The organism is Buttiauxella gaviniae, from assembly GCF_040786275.1.
Taxonomy (GTDB): Bacteria; Pseudomonadota; Gammaproteobacteria; order Enterobacterales; family Enterobacteriaceae; genus Buttiauxella; species Buttiauxella gaviniae_A.
In genome coordinates this window covers 1,480,277-1,494,828 of the sequence record NZ_JBFMVT010000002.1, presented here as the reverse complement: position 1 = coordinate 1,494,828, position 14,552 = coordinate 1,480,277, and the positions used below count along the sequence as shown (strand labels likewise).

Genomic DNA, 14,552 nt, shown 5'->3' with positions numbered 1-14,552 from the left:
AAAATGGCAAGATATTTGGGTCCTAAGCTCAAGCTGAGCCGTCGCGAGGGCACAGACCTGTTCCTTAAGTCTGGTGTTCGCGCGATCGATACCAAGTGTAAAATTGAACAAGCTCCTGGCCAGCACGGTGCGCGTAAACCGCGTCTGTCTGACTATGGTGTGCAGTTGCGTGAAAAGCAAAAAGTTCGCCGCATGTTCGGTGTTCTGGAGCGTCAGTTCCGTAACTACTATAAAGAAGCAGCTCGTCTGAAAGGCAACACCGGTGAAAACCTGTTGGCTCTGCTGGAAGGTCGTCTGGACAACGTTGTTTACCGTATGGGCTTCGGCGCTACACGTGCAGAAGCACGTCAGCTCGTTAGCCATAAAGCAGTTATGGTAAATGGTCGCGTTGTTAACATCGCTTCTTATCAGGTAACTCCGAATGACGTAGTCAGCATCCGTGAGAAAGCCAAAAAGCAATCTCGCGTGAAGGCCGCTCTGGAGCTGGCTGAACAGCGTGAAAAGCCAACCTGGCTGGAAGTTGATGCTGCTAAGATGGAAGGTGTGTTCAAGCGTAAGCCTGAGCGTACTGATCTGTCTGCGGACATTAACGAACACCTGATCGTCGAGCTTTACTCCAAGTAAAGCTTAGTACCAAAGAGAGGACACAATGCAGGGTTCTGTGACAGAGTTTCTAAAACCGCGCCTGGTAGATATCGAGCAAGTGAGTTCGACGCACGCCAAGGTGACCCTTGAGCCTTTAGAGCGTGGCTTTGGCCATACTCTTGGTAATGCACTGCGCCGTATTCTGCTCTCATCGATGCCGGGTTGCGCGGTGACTGAGGTTGAGATTGATGGTGTACTACATGAGTACAGCACCAAAGAAGGCGTACAGGAAGATATCCTGGAAATCCTGCTCAACCTGAAAGGGCTGGCGGTAAGAGTTCAAGGTAAAGATGATGTTATTCTTACTCTGAATAAGTCTGGCATTGGCCCTGTGACTGCAGCCGACATCACCCATGATGGTGATGTCGAAATCGTCAAGCCGCAGCATGTGATCTGCCACCTGACTGATGAGAACGCATCTATTAGTATGCGTATCAAAGTTCAGCGCGGTCGCGGTTATGTGCCGGCCTCTGCCCGAATTCATTCGGAAGAAGATGAGCGCCCAATTGGTCGTCTGCTGGTCGACGCCTGCTACAGCCCTGTAGAGCGAATTGCCTACAATGTTGAAGCAGCGCGTGTAGAACAGCGTACCGACCTGGATAAGCTGGTCATCGAAATGGAAACCAACGGTACAATCGATCCTGAAGAGGCGATTCGTCGTGCGGCAACCATTCTGGCTGAACAACTTGAAGCTTTTGTTGACTTACGTGATGTTCGTCAGCCAGAAGTTAAAGAAGAGAAACCAGAGTTCGATCCGATCCTGCTGCGCCCTGTTGACGATCTGGAATTGACTGTCCGCTCTGCTAACTGCCTTAAGGCAGAAGCTATCCACTATATCGGTGATCTGGTACAGCGTACCGAAGTTGAGCTGCTTAAAACGCCTAACTTGGGTAAAAAATCTCTTACCGAGATTAAAGACGTGCTGGCTTCCCGTGGTTTGTCTCTGGGCATGCGCCTGGAAAACTGGCCACCGGCAAGCATCGCTGACGAGTAACCGGATCACAGGTTAAGGTTTTACTGAGAAGGATAAGGTCATGCGCCATCGTAAGAGTGGTCGTCAACTGAACCGCAACAGCAGCCATCGCCAGGCTATGTTCCGCAATATGGCAGGTTCACTGGTTCGTCATGAGATCATCAAGACGACTCTGCCTAAAGCGAAAGAGCTGCGTCGCGTAGTTGAGCCGCTGATTACTCTTGCCAAGACTGATAGCGTTGCTAATCGTCGTCTGGCATTCGCCCGCACTCGTGATAACGAGATCGTGGCAAAACTGTTTAATGAATTGGGTCCGCGTTTTGCAGCGCGTACTGGTGGTTACACTCGTATTCTTAAGTGTGGCTTCCGTGCTGGTGACAATGCTCCGATGGCTTACATCGAGCTGGTTGACCGCGCCGAGTCTCAAACAGAAGCTGCTGCAGAGTAATCTGTAGTAACGTGAAAAAACCGGGCTTGCCCGGTTTTTTTATATCTGTAATTTCCCTTCCTACACCAATTCATCGTATCTTTGTATTATCTCCTGTTCGCACAGTGTCTACTATGCAGAGTTCCGGCTTAATGTGCAGAGTGCTTTATAAAGCTGATGAGGAATGATCATGTTTCGTATTGGAGAATTAGCCAGACTGGCGGATGTCACCCCTGACACCATTCGCTATTATGAAAAACAGCAAATGATGGATCACGAAGTTAGAACGGAGGGGGGATTTCGACTTTACACCGAAAGTGATTTGCAGCGCCTGAAGTTTATCCGTTACGCCAAGCAATTAGGTTTTACGCTGGAAACTATTCGTGAGCTGCTTTCGATCCGAATCGATCCTGAGCATCACACCTGTCAGGAATCTAAGAGCATCGTACAGTCACGGCTTGTCGAAGTTGAATCTAAAATTAAAGAGTTGCAGCATATGCGTCGATCTTTACAGCGACTAAACGATGCATGTTGTGGAAGCGCACACAGCAGCGCGTATTGTTCAATACTGGAAGCGCTTGAGCAGGGGGCTAGTCAGCGAAAATAATAAATTGCGATCTGTTGTGCACAGGCATAAACTTGCGCCGTTATTTTAATCACTCTGGAGTTTGTATGAGCAAGTATCAACATAAAAAAGGGGTTATTAAGGATAACGCCATCGAGGCGTTATTACATGACCCGCTGTTTCGTCAAAGAATTGAGCAGAACAAGAAAGGAAAGGGCAGTTATCAACGTGCTGCAAAACATGTCAAAAGTGGTAACTGGGAGGCCAGTGGCAAACAAGCAAATCGCTTTTTTACCACTGGCCTTCCATTTTTAGCTAGCGCAATTAAATTCGCTCATTCTGCTGTTTAAGCAGATCGCGAATTTCACTGAGTAATACTTCTTCTTTAGTTGGCGCAGGTGGTGCGGCTGGTTCTTCTTTTTTCTTACGATTCAGTTTGTTAATCACTTTGATTGCCATGAAGATCGCAAAGGCAACGATCAGGAAATCAAAGATATTCTGAATAAATACACCGTAATGCATTACAACTGCTGGAACATCTCCTACTGCGGGTCTTAGTGTTAAGGCGAATTGCTTAAAATCAACGCCCCCAATCAGCAACCCAAGTGGCGGCATAATAATATCCGCAACCAGTGAAGAAACGATTTTCCCGAATGCTGCACCAATAATTACACCCACTGCCAAATCGACAACATTTCCACGCATCGCAAATTCGCGGAATTCTTTTAACATGCTCATTTTTCTCTCCTTGTACTGGCTGACGTTAATAAGTCTAACAAATGATGACTCGATTGCCATTACATGCGGAAATAAGAATTAACGGCTAATTCCTTAATTTTATGATGGTTTCTATATTATGAAGATTAATAGGGCGAGAGATTAACCCGCCCTAAGAAATTACAGGAAGAAGGGGCTCGGTTGGAACAGGCGTTCCACATCACTAACAAATTTCTTATCTGTCAGGAACATAATGACATGGTCACCCTGTTCGATGCGCAAGTTGTCATTGGCGATCATGACATCATTGCCACGGACTACGGCACCGATAATTGTGCCTGGTGGAAGTTTTATCTCATCAATAGAGCGACCTACCACACGTGACGTACTTTCGTCACCGTGAGCCACCGCTTCAATTGCTTCAGCGACACCACGCCGTAAAGATGAAACGCCAACGATATCGGCTTTACGCACATGGCCCAATAGTGCCGAAATTGTTGCTTGCTGTGGAGAAATAGCAATATCAATGACGCTGCCTTGTACCAGATCGACGTAGGCTTTACGCTGAATAAGAACCATAACTTTCTTGGCCCCCATACGTTTAGCCAGCATGGCAGACATGATATTTGCTTCATCATCGTTGGTGACGGCGATAAACAAATCGACTTGCTCAATATGTTCTTCGGCCAAAAGTTCCTGATCGGAAGCATCCCCATAAAAAACGATGGTGTTTTGCAACATTTCAGCAAGTTCTGCGGCACGCTGAGGATCGCGCTCGATGAGCTTGACGCTGTAATCTTTTTCAAGACGTTGCGCCAGACCCGCACCAATATTACCGCCGCCAACAAGCATGATGCGCTTGTAGGGTTTTTCAAGACGTTGTAATTCGCTCATGACCGCTCGGATATGCTGGGAGGCGGCAATGAAGAAGACTTCGTCCCCGGCTTCGACAATAGTTGAACCTTGCGGACGGATAGGACGATCGTGGCGGAAAATAGCGGCAACGCGAGTTTCGATATGTGGCATATGCTCGCGCATAGTCGAAAGTGCATTCCCAACTAGCGGACCGCCGTAATAGGCTTTTACCACGGCAAGGCTCACTTTTCCTTCGGCAAAATTAACAACCTGCAGTGCGCCAGGATATTCAATCAAGCGATAAATGTTATCGATAACCAACTGTTCTGGCGCGATAAGATGGTCGATTGGCACCGCTTCAGCGTTGAATAAACGCTCGGCGTCGCGCACGTAATCTGGGGCACGAATACGCGCAATTCGGTTGGGTGTATTAAAAAGTGAGTACGCAACCTGGCAGGCAATCATATTCGTCTCGTCCGAACTGGTTACCGCAACGAGCATATCTGCATCATCAGCACCGGCCTCGCGCAAAACGCGAGGATGCGAGCCGTGCCCCTGCACAACGCGTAAATCGAACTTATCCTGCAAACTGCGTAGGCGATCCTGATTAGTATCAACAACCGTAATATCGTTGTTCTCACCCACCAGGTTTTCTGCCAGGGTGCCGCCAACCTGGCCCGCACCGAGAATGATTATTTTCATTATTTATAGCTTCATTGGTGATGAAACCTAAGACTCAGTAATCCTGAATCAGCTTTTAATTAGCTTAGCGTAAAAGAAGCCGTCACCTTCTTCTTGCGACGGCAGATTCTGGATACCTGGTTTCTCTGGCGTACCAGTTTCAACCAGTTTGGCCTCTGGATGTTTTTCCAGGAATGCAGCGACCTGCTGGCAGTTTTCTTCGGGCAGGATAGAACAGGTAGCGTAAACTAATGTGCCACCTGATTTCAGTCTCGGCCAAATCGCTTCCAGGATCTCTTTTTGCAGAGCCGCTAATTCAGCGATATCTCTGTCACGACGCAACCATTTGATATCGGGATGACGACGAATAACGCCGGTAGCTGAACATGGTGCATCAAGCAGGATACGATCAAATTGTTGGTCGCCACACCACTGCTCCGGGAAACGTCCGTCACCGGTTTTCACATCAGCGGTCATACCCAGACGCTGCAAATTCTCATGCACCCGTTTCAGGCGCTGCTCATCAATATCAACCGCCATCACGTGTGCTTTAGGTGCGGCTTCCAGAATATGCGTAGTTTTTCCACCTGGTGCGGCGCATAAATCGAGGATCTTATCACCATCCTGCGGATCGAGCAGATCAACGCTGCCCTGTGCTGAAGCATCCTGCACAGTTACCCAGCCTTGCTCAAATCCCGGTAAGGCATGGACTGGCGCAGGGGTTTCCAGACGAACTGCATCACGGTATTGCGGATGGGCGTGGCCTTCTAAACCGTTTTCAACCAGCAGCGCCATCCACTCATCACGAGAATGGTGCTGGCGATTCACACGCAGCCACATTGGTGGCCGCTGGTTATTTGCATCGACAATTGATTGCCATTGATTCGGATAGGCTTTTTTCAGACGTTGCAATAGCCAGGAAGGATGCAAAAAACGACTTTCGTGTTTAGCCGCTTCTGCCATCAATGATTCTTGTTGACGCTGGAACTGCCTCAGCACGCCATTAATCAAGCCTTTTAGCGACTGGCGTTGGATAGCTACAGCCCCTTCAACCGTTTCTGCGAGAGCGGCGTGAGCTGGGATTCGGGTATAAAGCAGCTGGTAAAAACCCACCATAATCAAATAGTGAATGGTGCGCTGTTTGCCTGTCATCGGGCGCGACATCAGTTTACCGATCAACCATTCGAGTTGCGGCAGAGTACGCAATACACCAAAGCAAATTTCCTGGAGCAGTGCTTTATCTTTATCAGAGACTTTATGTTGCATCCCAGGCAGCACATTGCTGAGTGATTGGCCTTGCTCCACAACTTGTTCAATCGTTTGTGCGGCCATACTGCGAAGATTTAGAGTTTTTTTCATAACAACGCTCTGGTTTTCCGGCGCTTAAAAACAAAAATGCCCAGGTGTTTGGCCTGGGCGTAAAGAATTTCTTTTCTCAGGCGAGAAGTGCGCCTGGCTTAAACCATTCGCTACGTGAGTTCAGAAGATCCTGAGCGGACATTGCTTTCTTACCTGCTGGCTGAAGAGACTCCAGATTTAAAATCCCTTCACCCGTTGCCACTTGGATACCCTGTTTAGTGGTTTCAAGAATGGTACCTGGTACGGCTTTCGCAGGCTGATCAATGACTGATGCTTGCCAGACTTTAAGCGGTTGTCCGTCAATTTCCAGCCAACTCATCGGCCAGGGATTAAATGCCCGAATGCAACGCTCAAGTTGTACCGCTGAAAGTGACCAGTCAATACGCGCCTCTTCCTTGCTGAGCTTTTCAGCGTAAGTCACTGATTCTTCTCTCTGAACTTCGGGTTTAGCATTGCCCGTAGCCAGTTGATTTAACGTTTCCAGCAATCCTTGCGGCCCAAGATTTGCCAGTTTGTCGTATAGCGTTGCGCTGGTATCCGTGGCTTCAATCGGGCAAGCGAGTTTAAACAGCATATCGCCGGTGTCCAAACCAACATCCATTTGCATAATGGTTACGCCAGTTTCGGCATCACCCGCCCACAATGAACGTTGAATTGGAGCTGCCCCTCGCCAGCGTGGCAGCAGAGAACCATGTACATTAATACAACCCAGGCGTGGCATATCAAGAACGGCTTTGGGAAGGATCAAACCGTAAGCCACTACGACCATAACATCGGCATTCAAGCTCGAAACGAGTTCCTGATTTTCCGCAGGTCGCAAAGAGGCAGGTTGAAAAACGGGGATGTTTTTTTCAGTGGCCAGTACTTTGACCGGGCTTGGCATCAGCTTTTTTCCGCGTCCAGCAGGGCGGTCAGGTTGTGTAAACACGCCAACGACTTGGTGCTGAGAAGACAACAGCGCGTCAAGATGACGCGCTGCAAAGTCAGGAGTACCAGCGAAAATAATACGCAGTGAATCAGACACATTATTCCCTTTTGTGATGGATTAGGCGCTCTTATTCAGACGAGCCATTTTTTCCAGTTTCTGACGAATACGCTGACGCTTCAACGGAGACAGATAATCGACAAACAGTTTACCAACCAGGTGATCCATTTCATGCTGAATACAAATGGCGAGTAGACCATCGGCTTCCAGTTCGTACGATTGGCCTTCACGGTCCAGCGCACGGATCTTGACTCTTTCTGCGCGCGGAACGAGTGCACGTTGTTCTGGAATAGAGAGACAACCTTCTTCGATACCGGTGTCACCGCTCTTTTCCAATAGTTCAGGGTTGATTAAAACCAGGCGCTCATCGCGGTTTTCAGAAACATCAATCACAATAATACGTTGATGGATATCCACCTGTGTTGCTGCAAGGCCAATACCTTCTTCCGCGTACATTGTCTCGAACATGTCATCGACAATCCGCTGAATTTCCGCATTTACCTCTTTGACCGGCGTCGCCACAGTGCGAAGGCGCTCGTCCGGAAAATGTAATACCTGCAAAACTGACATAAATATCCAGAGCTGTGTTCAATTGATAGAAAGATTATTATCTCTATTCTAGACATTTCCCCGCCTGATTGACAGCATCAGTGACCAATCGCAAGGATTGCTTTTATCGCTTATGGCAGGAGGATGCTGTGCCACCAAAAGAGATTTGGTTACGTCTGATGGCTGTTCAAACTTTAAGCGGTGATAAGCTATTAAAAATCGCCCATTTCTTATTGAGTGAGCCTGAATATTCAACCGTTTCGCTCGCCAGATCTGGGCTTTCTGCCCGCCAGATATCTCAATTTTTGGCGTTTAGTGAAAAAGAATTAGAGAAGGCAATGCTCTGGCTTGAGCAGCCTCAGCATCACCTTCTAACTGTAGATGACGTACGTTATCCCAATCAATTACGTTCGATAGATTGCTACCCTGCCGCGTTGTTTATAGCCGGCGACCTTGCTCTTCTTTCCAGTAACCAACTTGCCGTTGTTGGTAACCGCAGTCTTTCTCTTTATGGCGAACGCTGGTGTCGGATGTTTTGTGAGCCGTTAGCCACCGCGGGATTAACCATAACCAGTGGTTTAGCTTTGGGAATTGATGCCGTGGCACACCGGGCTGCATTGAATGTGCATGGAAAAACCATTGCTGTTTTGGGTAATGGTCTGGCAGAAATTTACCCTAAGCGTCATAAACAACTGGCCGAACAAATTGTTGCAGAGGGTGGCGCCCTCATCTCAGAATTCCCTCTCAATACTTCAGCCTTCCCGAGTAATTTTCCTCGAAGGAATCGCATTATTAGTGGATTGAGTCGGGCGGTTTTTGTGGTGGAAGCGAGTGAACGTAGCGGGTCACTCGTCACGGCTCGTTATGCGCTTGAGCAAGGGCGTGAATTATTTGCACTGCCGGGAGCGGTGGGTAGCCCGGGAAGTGAAGGGCCACACTCGTTAATCAAACAAGGTGCTAATCTTGTGAGCCACCCTTCGGACATACTTGAATATCTTGAAACTGAATTGCACTGGCTCCCTTCACCTCACAAAGCATTAATATATTCACGCAATGAAGAGGATCGTACATTGCCATTTCCTGAGCTGTTGGCTAACGTAGGAGATGAGGTTACACCTGTTGACGTCGTCGCTGAACGTGCCGGCCAACCTGTGCCAGAAACGGTAGCCCAGCTACTCGAACTGGAGTTAGCAGGATGGATCGCAGCTGTACCCGGCGGCTATGTCCGATTGAGGAGGGCATGCCATGTTCGACGTACTAATGTACTTATTTGAAACCTACATCCACAACGAAGTGGAAATGCGAGTTGATCAAGATAAATTGACGCATGATCTCGCCGATGCTGGTTTTGATCATGAAGACATTTATAACGCTCTTGTATGGCTTGAAAAGCTGGCTGACTATCAAGATGGGCTGGCTGAACCCATGCAGCTCGCTGCTGACCCGCTTTCTATGAGGATGTATACCGCAGAAGAATGCCAGCGACTTGATGCGACTTGCCGGGGGTTTTTACTGTTCCTTGAACAGATTCAGGTGCTGAACCTCGAAACCCGTGAAATGGTTATTGAACGCGTATTAGCGTTAGACACCGCCGAGTTTGAGCTTGAGGATTTAAAGTGGGTGGTGCTAATGGTGTTGTTCAACATCCCTGGGTGCGAAAACGCTTATCAACAGATGGAAGAATTACTCTTCGAAGTAAATGAAGGTATGCTGCACTAAATTAAAGTTCCTGTATGAGATGTTATGACCAAATCAGCACTGTTCACTGTGCCTAAAAATGAACCCTGTCCTCAATGCGGGGCAGGGTTAGTCATTCGTTCTGGTAAACACGGCCCTTTTCTTGGCTGCTCTCATTATCCGGAATGTGATTATGTACGCCCACTAAAAAGCCAGGCTGATGGGCATGTTGTTAAAGTGCTCGAGGGGCAACTCTGCCCGCTATGTCAGGAAAACCTTGTTTTACGGCAAGGGCGCTTCGGGATGTTCATTGCTTGCATTAACTATCCAACTTGTGAACACACTGACGTCATCGACAAACCCGACGAAACTGCAATCAGTTGCCCGCAATGCCAGAAAGGGCAATTAGTCCAGCGACGTTCCCGATTCGGTAAAAACTTTTGGTCATGTGATAGTTATCCGACATGTCAGTTCGTCATTAATAGCAAACCAGTGGCAGGCGAATGCCCTGCGTGTCACTATCCTTTACTCATCGAAAAGAAAACGGCGCAAGGATTAAAACAGTTCTGTGCCAGCAAACAATGTGGAAAGCCGGTAACGGCGGAATAAAAGCTTGTGAAGACAAACCTGCAAAAAGAGCAACTCGTAGAGATCGTTGCCGCCTTAAAACAACAACAAGTCATCGCTTACCCAACTGAAGCTGTATTTGGCGTCGGTTGTGATCCAGACAGTGAGCTGGCAGTTACGCGTTTGCTTGAATTAAAACATCGTCCCATCGATAAAGGCCTAATCCTAATAGCCGCGAATTTCGAGCAGCTTATTCCTTATATAGATAGCTCTGCACTTTCAAAGATGCAGCAAGAAGCTGTATTTTCTCGCTGGCCTGGCCCCGTCACATTTGTATTCCCTGCGCTTCCTTCAACGCCACGGTGGTTAACTGGGCGATTTGACTCCTTAGCTGTGAGAGTGACGGATCATCCATTGGTTCGTGATTTATGCCTGGCATATGGAAAGCCTCTGGTTTCTACCAGTGCCAATTTATCTGGTTTACCTCCATGTCGTACTTTCCAGGAAGTCTTTTTACAATTTGGTGATGACTTCCCTGTTCTGTGTGGCGATACCGGAGGCCGACTTAATCCTTCTGAAATTCGTGACGCTTTGACCGGCGAACTTTTCCGCCAGGGGTAATTAATGGAATCCTTTGCCGTTTTTGGTAATCCCATTCAGCACAGTAAATCACCGCAAATTCATAATATGTTTGCTGAGCAACTAAAAATAGAGCATCCATATGGTCGCGTGCTTGCACCTGTAGATGCTTTTAGTGAAGCACTTGAGCGGTTCTTTATAGCGGGCGGTAAAGGAGCCAATATTACGGTTCCCTTTAAAGAGCAGGCATTTACACGTGCCGATGAACTGACGGAGCGCGCTGCTTTAGTGGGGGCAGTAAATACCCTGAAGCGCCTGGAAGATGGCCGCCTATTGGGAGATAACACGGATGGAATTGGTCTATTAACCGATCTGGAACGTTTATCTCTTATTAAGCCGGGTTCGCGAGTTTTATTGTTGGGTGCTGGTGGCGCGGCAAGGGGAGTGTTGCTTCCGCTACTTTCGTTAGATTGCGGGGTGACGATCTGCAACCGAACATTTTCTCGTGCGCAAGAACTCGCGCAGTTATTTAAGCACATGGGTAGCGTACAGGCGCTAGAGCAGTCAGAGCTGGAGAGTCACAAATTTGATCTCATCATAAATGCTACGTCCAGTGGAATTGCCGGAGACATTCCAGCAATCCCTGCATCGCTGCTCTCACATAACGTAAGCTGCTACGACATGTTCTACCAAAAAGGCGATACGCCATTTTTGCATTGGTGCAAGCAGCACGGTGTTCAACATTATGCTGATGGTTTAGGAATGCTCGTGGCTCAGGCCGCGCATGCCTTTTTCTTGTGGCATGGTGTATTACCCGAAATCACGCCAGTAATAGAAAAGCTTAAACAAGAGATGTCACAGTGAACCAAGCGATTCAATTTCCCGATCGTGAAGAATGGGACGAACAACATCAGGCTATCTGCTTTCCTGCATTAGTGAATGGCTTTCAGGTAATGTGCGGTATTAGCAGGGAGATTATCGCCAGCCGTTCTGGTGGCGATAATAAAGAGTTATGGCTTGAGTTCTTTCGCATGAATCGCTGGGATCTTGAAGAAGAAGCTGAAGCGCTAATTGCTGCTGGTGAAGATGATGATCAAGGTTGGGTCTGGCTTTCCTGAGCAAGATATTCATCTTTCCAACGAACATAGTTATTCGCTGAATATTTTAAGCCTTCGCGCTCTTCAGGTGTAAGAGGGCGGATCTGTTTTACCGGGCTGCCTAAGTAAAGGTAGCCGCTTTCTAAACGCTTGTTTTGCGGCACCAGACTTCCCGCACCGATCATTACATCGTCTTCTATTACTACACCATCCAGCAAAATTGATCCCATACCCACAAGCACGCGATCCCCGATCGTACAGCCGTGTAGCATCACCTTATGCCCAACAGTCACATCTTCACCAACAATGAGCGGGTTGCCTTCTGGATTATAGGAAGACTTGTGGGTGACATGCAGTACGCTTCCATCCTGAATATTGCTCCGAGCGCCAATCACTACATAATTAACGTCACCACGAATGGCAACTAATGGCCAGATACTCACATCGTTTGCAAGACGTACATCACCAATCACTACACTCGAACGATCAAGCATCACGCGTTGGCCAACTTCAGGATAAGTTTTTTGGAAAGGTCGTAATACGGCTGACATAAACACCTCTGGAAGTTCTCTTTGTAGATAGACTGTGGCTGCTTTCTTAACCGATGGCAAGAAAGTAAAGCGTCAAAAACAGGGCAGATAGAACACGATCGCAGCGAAAAGGGCGAAAACTAAGCAGTTGATAGAAAAGATCGAGAAAAGGGTTGTGCAATAAAAAGAGATCCCTATAATGCGCCTCCATCGACACGAAACATGTGAACAACATCACAGAGTAACGGCGGCGATGAGAGTCAAATATCCTGAAATTAAGGGTTGACTCTGAAAGAGGAAAGCGTAATATACGCCACCTCGAGTTAGCAAGCGAAAGCGCGTAACTCACTGCTCTTTAACAATTTATCAGACAATCTGTGTGGGCACTCGCAGGATTGATATCTCAGATACCTCCGGGTATCAAAAAAATATCAAGTCTTGAAGAGTGACCAAGCAGTAATTCATTTAGTTGAATTATTACGAAAGTTAATTTTTGAGCACCGCTTCACGAGTTGAAGCAAATCAAGCTTTTAATTGAAGAGTTTGATCATGGCTCAGATTGAACGCTGGCGGCAGGCCTAACACATGCAAGTCGAGCGGCAGCGGGAAGTAGCTTGCTACTTTGCCGGCGAGCGGCGGACGGGTGAGTAATGTCTGGGAAACTGCCTGATGGAGGGGGATAACTACTGGAAACGGTAGCTAATACCGCATAACGTCTTCGGACCAAAGAGGGGGACCTTCGGGCCTCTTGCCATCAGATGTGCCCAGATGGGATTAGCTAGTAGGTGAGGTAATGGCTCACCTAGGCGACGATCCCTAGCTGGTCTGAGAGGATGACCAGCCACACTGGAACTGAGACACGGTCCAGACTCCTACGGGAGGCAGCAGTGGGGAATATTGCACAATGGGCGCAAGCCTGATGCAGCCATGCCGCGTGTATGAAGAAGGCCTTCGGGTTGTAAAGTACTTTCAGCGAGGAGGAAGGCATTGTGGTTAATAACCACAGTGATTGACGTTACTCGCAGAAGAAGCACCGGCTAACTCCGTGCCAGCAGCCGCGGTAATACGGAGGGTGCAAGCGTTAATCGGAATTACTGGGCGTAAAGCGCACGCAGGCGGTTTGTTAAGTCAGATGTGAAATCCCCGGGCTCAACCTGGGAACTGCATTTGAAACTGGCAAGCTTGAGTCTTGTAGAGGGGGGTAGAATTCCAGGTGTAGCGGTGAAATGCGTAGAGATCTGGAGGAATACCGGTGGCGAAGGCGGCCCCCTGGACAAAGACTGACGCTCAGGTGCGAAAGCGTGGGGAGCAAACAGGATTAGATACCCTGGTAGTCCACGCCGTAAACGATGTCGACTTGGAGGTTGTTCCCTTGAGGAGTGGCTTCCGGAGCTAACGCGTTAAGTCGACCGCCTGGGGAGTACGGCCGCAAGGTTAAAACTCAAATGAATTGACGGGGGCCCGCACAAGCGGTGGAGCATGTGGTTTAATTCGATGCAACGCGAAGAACCTTACCTACTCTTGACATCCACAGAATTCGGCAGAGATGCCTTAGTGCCTTCGGGAACTGTGAGACAGGTGCTGCATGGCTGTCGTCAGCTCGTGTTGTGAAATGTTGGGTTAAGTCCCGCAACGAGCGCAACCCTTATCCTTTGTTGCCAGCGGTCCGGCCGGGAACTCAAAGGAGACTGCCAGTGATAAACTGGAGGAAGGTGGGGATGACGTCAAGTCATCATGGCCCTTACGAGTAGGGCTACACACGTGCTACAATGGCGCATACAAAGAGAAGCGACCTCGCGAGAGCAAGCGGACCTCATAAAGTGCGTCGTAGTCCGGATCGGAGTCTGCAACTCGACTCCGTGAAGTCGGAATCGCTAGTAATCGTAGATCAGAATGCTACGGTGAATACGTTCCCGGGCCTTGTACACACCGCCCGTCACACCATGGGAGTGGGTTGCAAAAGAAGTAGGTAGCTTAACCTTCGGGAGGGCGCTTACCACTTTGTGATTCATGACTGGGGTGAAGTCGTAACAAGGTAACCGTAGGGGAACCTGCGGTTGGATCACCTCCTTACCTGAAAGATACGAACTTGCGTAGTGCTCACACAGATTGTCTGATAGATGTAAAGAAGCAAGGCGTCTTGCGAGTGAGACTTCAGTGTCCCCTTCGTCTAGAGGCCCAGGACACCGCCCTTTCACGGCGGTAACAGGGGTTCGAATCCCCTAGGGGACGCCACTTGCTGGTTTGTGAGTGAAAGTCGCCGACCTCAATATCTCAAAACTGACTTAATCAGTCACGTTTGAGATATTTGCTCTTTAAAAATCCGGAACAAGCTGAAAATTGAAA

Annotated in this window: 17 protein-coding genes, 1 tRNA gene and 1 rRNA gene; 13 read left to right on the top strand and 6 right to left on the bottom strand. The window is 48.4% G+C overall.

The window, feature by feature from the left end:
* Window positions 1–3 precede the first annotated feature (3 nt).
* The 5 genes from rpsD (at window position 4) to AB1E22_RS07500 (ending at window position 2,960) form a co-directional block, all read left to right on the top strand.
* Window positions 4–624 carry a 30S ribosomal protein S4 gene (gene rpsD / locus AB1E22_RS07520; RefSeq protein ID WP_183273268.1) on the top strand — a complete coding sequence of 207 codons (621 nt, stop codon included), beginning with the start codon at window positions 4–6 and terminating at the stop codon, window positions 622–624.
* A 25-nt stretch (window positions 625–649) separates the two neighbouring features.
* The gene (locus tag AB1E22_RS07515; RefSeq protein ID WP_034461761.1) at window positions 650–1,639 is read left to right on the top strand and encodes a DNA-directed RNA polymerase subunit alpha; all 990 of its coding nucleotides are present in this window, start codon (window positions 650–652) and stop codon (window positions 1,637–1,639) included.
* Between the two features lie 40 nt (window positions 1,640–1,679).
* Window positions 1,680–2,066, top strand: a complete 387-nt coding sequence (rplQ, locus tag AB1E22_RS07510) for a 50S ribosomal protein L17 (protein ID WP_034461760.1) — start codon at window positions 1,680–1,682, stop codon at window positions 2,064–2,066.
* A gap of 169 nt (window positions 2,067–2,235) precedes the next feature.
* On the top strand, window positions 2,236–2,652 hold the full coding sequence (gene zntR / locus AB1E22_RS07505; RefSeq protein ID WP_367594779.1) for a Zn(2+)-responsive transcriptional regulator: 417 nt from the start codon (window positions 2,236–2,238) through the stop codon (window positions 2,650–2,652).
* 65 nt (window positions 2,653–2,717) lie between these two features.
* Window positions 2,718–2,960, top strand: coding sequence for an alternative ribosome-rescue factor A (locus AB1E22_RS07500; RefSeq protein WP_367594778.1), 243 nt, complete (start codon window positions 2,718–2,720; stop codon window positions 2,958–2,960).
* Here the strand turns inward: AB1E22_RS07500 and mscL are convergent.
* The 5 genes from mscL to def form a co-directional block, all read right to left on the bottom strand.
* Window positions 2,935–3,348, bottom strand: coding sequence for a large-conductance mechanosensitive channel protein MscL (mscL, locus tag AB1E22_RS07495; RefSeq protein ID WP_367594777.1), 414 nt, complete (start codon window positions 3,346–3,348; stop codon window positions 2,935–2,937). The genes AB1E22_RS07500 and mscL overlap by 26 nt on opposite strands.
* 159 nt (window positions 3,349–3,507) lie before the next feature.
* Complete coding sequence (trkA, locus tag AB1E22_RS07490) at window positions 3,508–4,884, bottom strand: Trk system potassium transporter TrkA (protein ID WP_034461757.1); 1,377 nt, start codon at window positions 4,882–4,884, stop codon at window positions 3,508–3,510.
* A 48-nt stretch (window positions 4,885–4,932) separates the two neighbouring features.
* Window positions 4,933–6,222: a 16S rRNA (cytosine(967)-C(5))-methyltransferase RsmB gene (gene rsmB / locus AB1E22_RS07485; RefSeq protein ID WP_367594776.1), complete on the bottom strand. Its 1,290-nt coding sequence runs from the start codon at window positions 6,220–6,222 to the stop codon at window positions 4,933–4,935.
* Window positions 6,223–6,298: 76 nt separating this feature from the next.
* Window positions 6,299–7,246, bottom strand: coding sequence for a methionyl-tRNA formyltransferase (gene fmt, locus AB1E22_RS07480; protein WP_367594775.1), 948 nt, complete (start codon window positions 7,244–7,246; stop codon window positions 6,299–6,301).
* 21 nt (window positions 7,247–7,267) lie between these two features.
* Window positions 7,268–7,777 carry a peptide deformylase gene (gene def, locus AB1E22_RS07475; RefSeq protein WP_367594774.1) on the bottom strand — a complete coding sequence of 170 codons (510 nt, stop codon included), beginning with the start codon at window positions 7,775–7,777 and terminating at the stop codon, window positions 7,268–7,270.
* Window positions 7,778–7,905: 128 nt separating this feature from the next.
* Between def and dprA the strand changes: the two genes are divergently transcribed.
* Genes dprA through AB1E22_RS07445 form a run of 6 tightly spaced genes read left to right on the top strand, consistent with a single transcriptional unit; the run spans window position 7,906 to window position 11,697 of the window.
* The gene (dprA, locus tag AB1E22_RS07470) at window positions 7,906–9,030 is read left to right on the top strand and encodes a DNA-protecting protein DprA (protein ID WP_367594773.1); all 1,125 of its coding nucleotides are present in this window, start codon (window positions 7,906–7,908) and stop codon (window positions 9,028–9,030) included.
* Window positions 9,002–9,475 (top strand): DUF494 family protein Smg, encoded by a 474-nt coding sequence (gene smg / locus AB1E22_RS07465; RefSeq protein ID WP_367594772.1) that lies wholly within the window; start codon window positions 9,002–9,004, stop codon window positions 9,473–9,475. Before dprA ends, smg begins: the two co-directional genes overlap by 29 nt.
* 24 nt (window positions 9,476–9,499) lie before the next feature.
* Window positions 9,500–10,042 carry a DNA topoisomerase family protein gene (locus AB1E22_RS07460; RefSeq protein WP_367594771.1) on the top strand — a complete coding sequence of 181 codons (543 nt, stop codon included), beginning with the start codon at window positions 9,500–9,502 and terminating at the stop codon, window positions 10,040–10,042.
* A gap of 6 nt (window positions 10,043–10,048) precedes the next feature.
* Window positions 10,049–10,621 (top strand): L-threonylcarbamoyladenylate synthase type 1 TsaC, encoded by a 573-nt coding sequence (tsaC, locus tag AB1E22_RS07455; protein WP_367594770.1) that lies wholly within the window; start codon window positions 10,049–10,051, stop codon window positions 10,619–10,621.
* 3 nt (window positions 10,622–10,624) lie between these two features.
* Entirely contained in the window at window positions 10,625–11,443 is an 819-nt protein-coding gene (gene aroE, locus AB1E22_RS07450; RefSeq protein WP_367594769.1) for a shikimate dehydrogenase, read from the top strand.
* Entirely contained in the window at window positions 11,440–11,697 is a 258-nt protein-coding gene (locus tag AB1E22_RS07445) for a DUF1488 domain-containing protein (RefSeq protein WP_367594768.1), read from the top strand. The genes aroE and AB1E22_RS07445 overlap by 4 nt, the downstream gene beginning before the upstream one ends.
* On the opposite strand, the gene AB1E22_RS07440 is transcribed toward AB1E22_RS07445, so the two are convergent.
* Window positions 11,673–12,227, bottom strand: coding sequence for a gamma carbonic anhydrase family protein (locus AB1E22_RS07440; protein ID WP_367594767.1), 555 nt, complete (start codon window positions 12,225–12,227; stop codon window positions 11,673–11,675). The two genes, AB1E22_RS07445 and AB1E22_RS07440, sit on opposite strands and share 25 nt — an antisense overlap.
* A 510-nt stretch (window positions 12,228–12,737) precedes the next feature.
* Here AB1E22_RS07440 and AB1E22_RS07435 point away from each other — a divergent pair.
* Together AB1E22_RS07435 and AB1E22_RS07430 are read left to right on the top strand one after the other, a co-directional pair.
* Window positions 12,738–14,279, top strand: a 16S ribosomal RNA gene (locus AB1E22_RS07435).
* A gap of 86 nt (window positions 14,280–14,365) precedes the next feature.
* Window positions 14,366–14,441 (top strand) — tRNA-Glu (locus tag AB1E22_RS07430).
* Window positions 14,442–14,552 lie beyond the last annotated feature (111 nt).

Bases quoted from the DNA above. Each gene is read 5' to 3' on its own strand.
- AB1E22_RS07500 (WP_367594778.1), top strand. From the start codon at position 2,718: ATGAGCAAGTATCAACATAAAAAAGGGGTTATTAAGGATAACGCCATC.
- AB1E22_RS07515 (WP_034461761.1), top strand. From the start codon at position 650: ATGCAGGGTTCTGTGACAGAGTTTCTAAAACCGCGCCTGGTAGATATC.
- AB1E22_RS07460 (WP_367594771.1), top strand. From the start codon at position 9,500: ATGACCAAATCAGCACTGTTCACTGTGCCTAAAAATGAACCCTGTCCT.
- def (WP_367594774.1), bottom strand. From the start codon at position 7,777: ATGTCAGTTTTGCAGGTATTACATTTTCCGGACGAGCGCCTTCGCACT.
- rplQ (WP_034461760.1), top strand. From the start codon at position 1,680: ATGCGCCATCGTAAGAGTGGTCGTCAACTGAACCGCAACAGCAGCCAT.
- zntR (WP_367594779.1), top strand. From the start codon at position 2,236: ATGTTTCGTATTGGAGAATTAGCCAGACTGGCGGATGTCACCCCTGAC.
- rpsD (WP_183273268.1), top strand. From the start codon at position 4: ATGGCAAGATATTTGGGTCCTAAGCTCAAGCTGAGCCGTCGCGAGGGC.
- mscL (WP_367594777.1), bottom strand. From the start codon at position 3,348: ATGAGCATGTTAAAAGAATTCCGCGAATTTGCGATGCGTGGAAATGTT.
- AB1E22_RS07440 (WP_367594767.1), bottom strand. From the start codon at position 12,227: ATGTCAGCCGTATTACGACCTTTCCAAAAAACTTATCCTGAAGTTGGC.
- trkA (WP_034461757.1), bottom strand. From the start codon at position 4,884: ATGAAAATAATCATTCTCGGTGCGGGCCAGGTTGGCGGCACCCTGGCA.
- rsmB (WP_367594776.1), bottom strand. From the start codon at position 6,222: ATGAAAAAAACTCTAAATCTTCGCAGTATGGCCGCACAAACGATTGAA.
- smg (WP_367594772.1), top strand. From the start codon at position 9,002: ATGTTCGACGTACTAATGTACTTATTTGAAACCTACATCCACAACGAA.
- aroE (WP_367594769.1), top strand. From the start codon at position 10,625: ATGGAATCCTTTGCCGTTTTTGGTAATCCCATTCAGCACAGTAAATCA.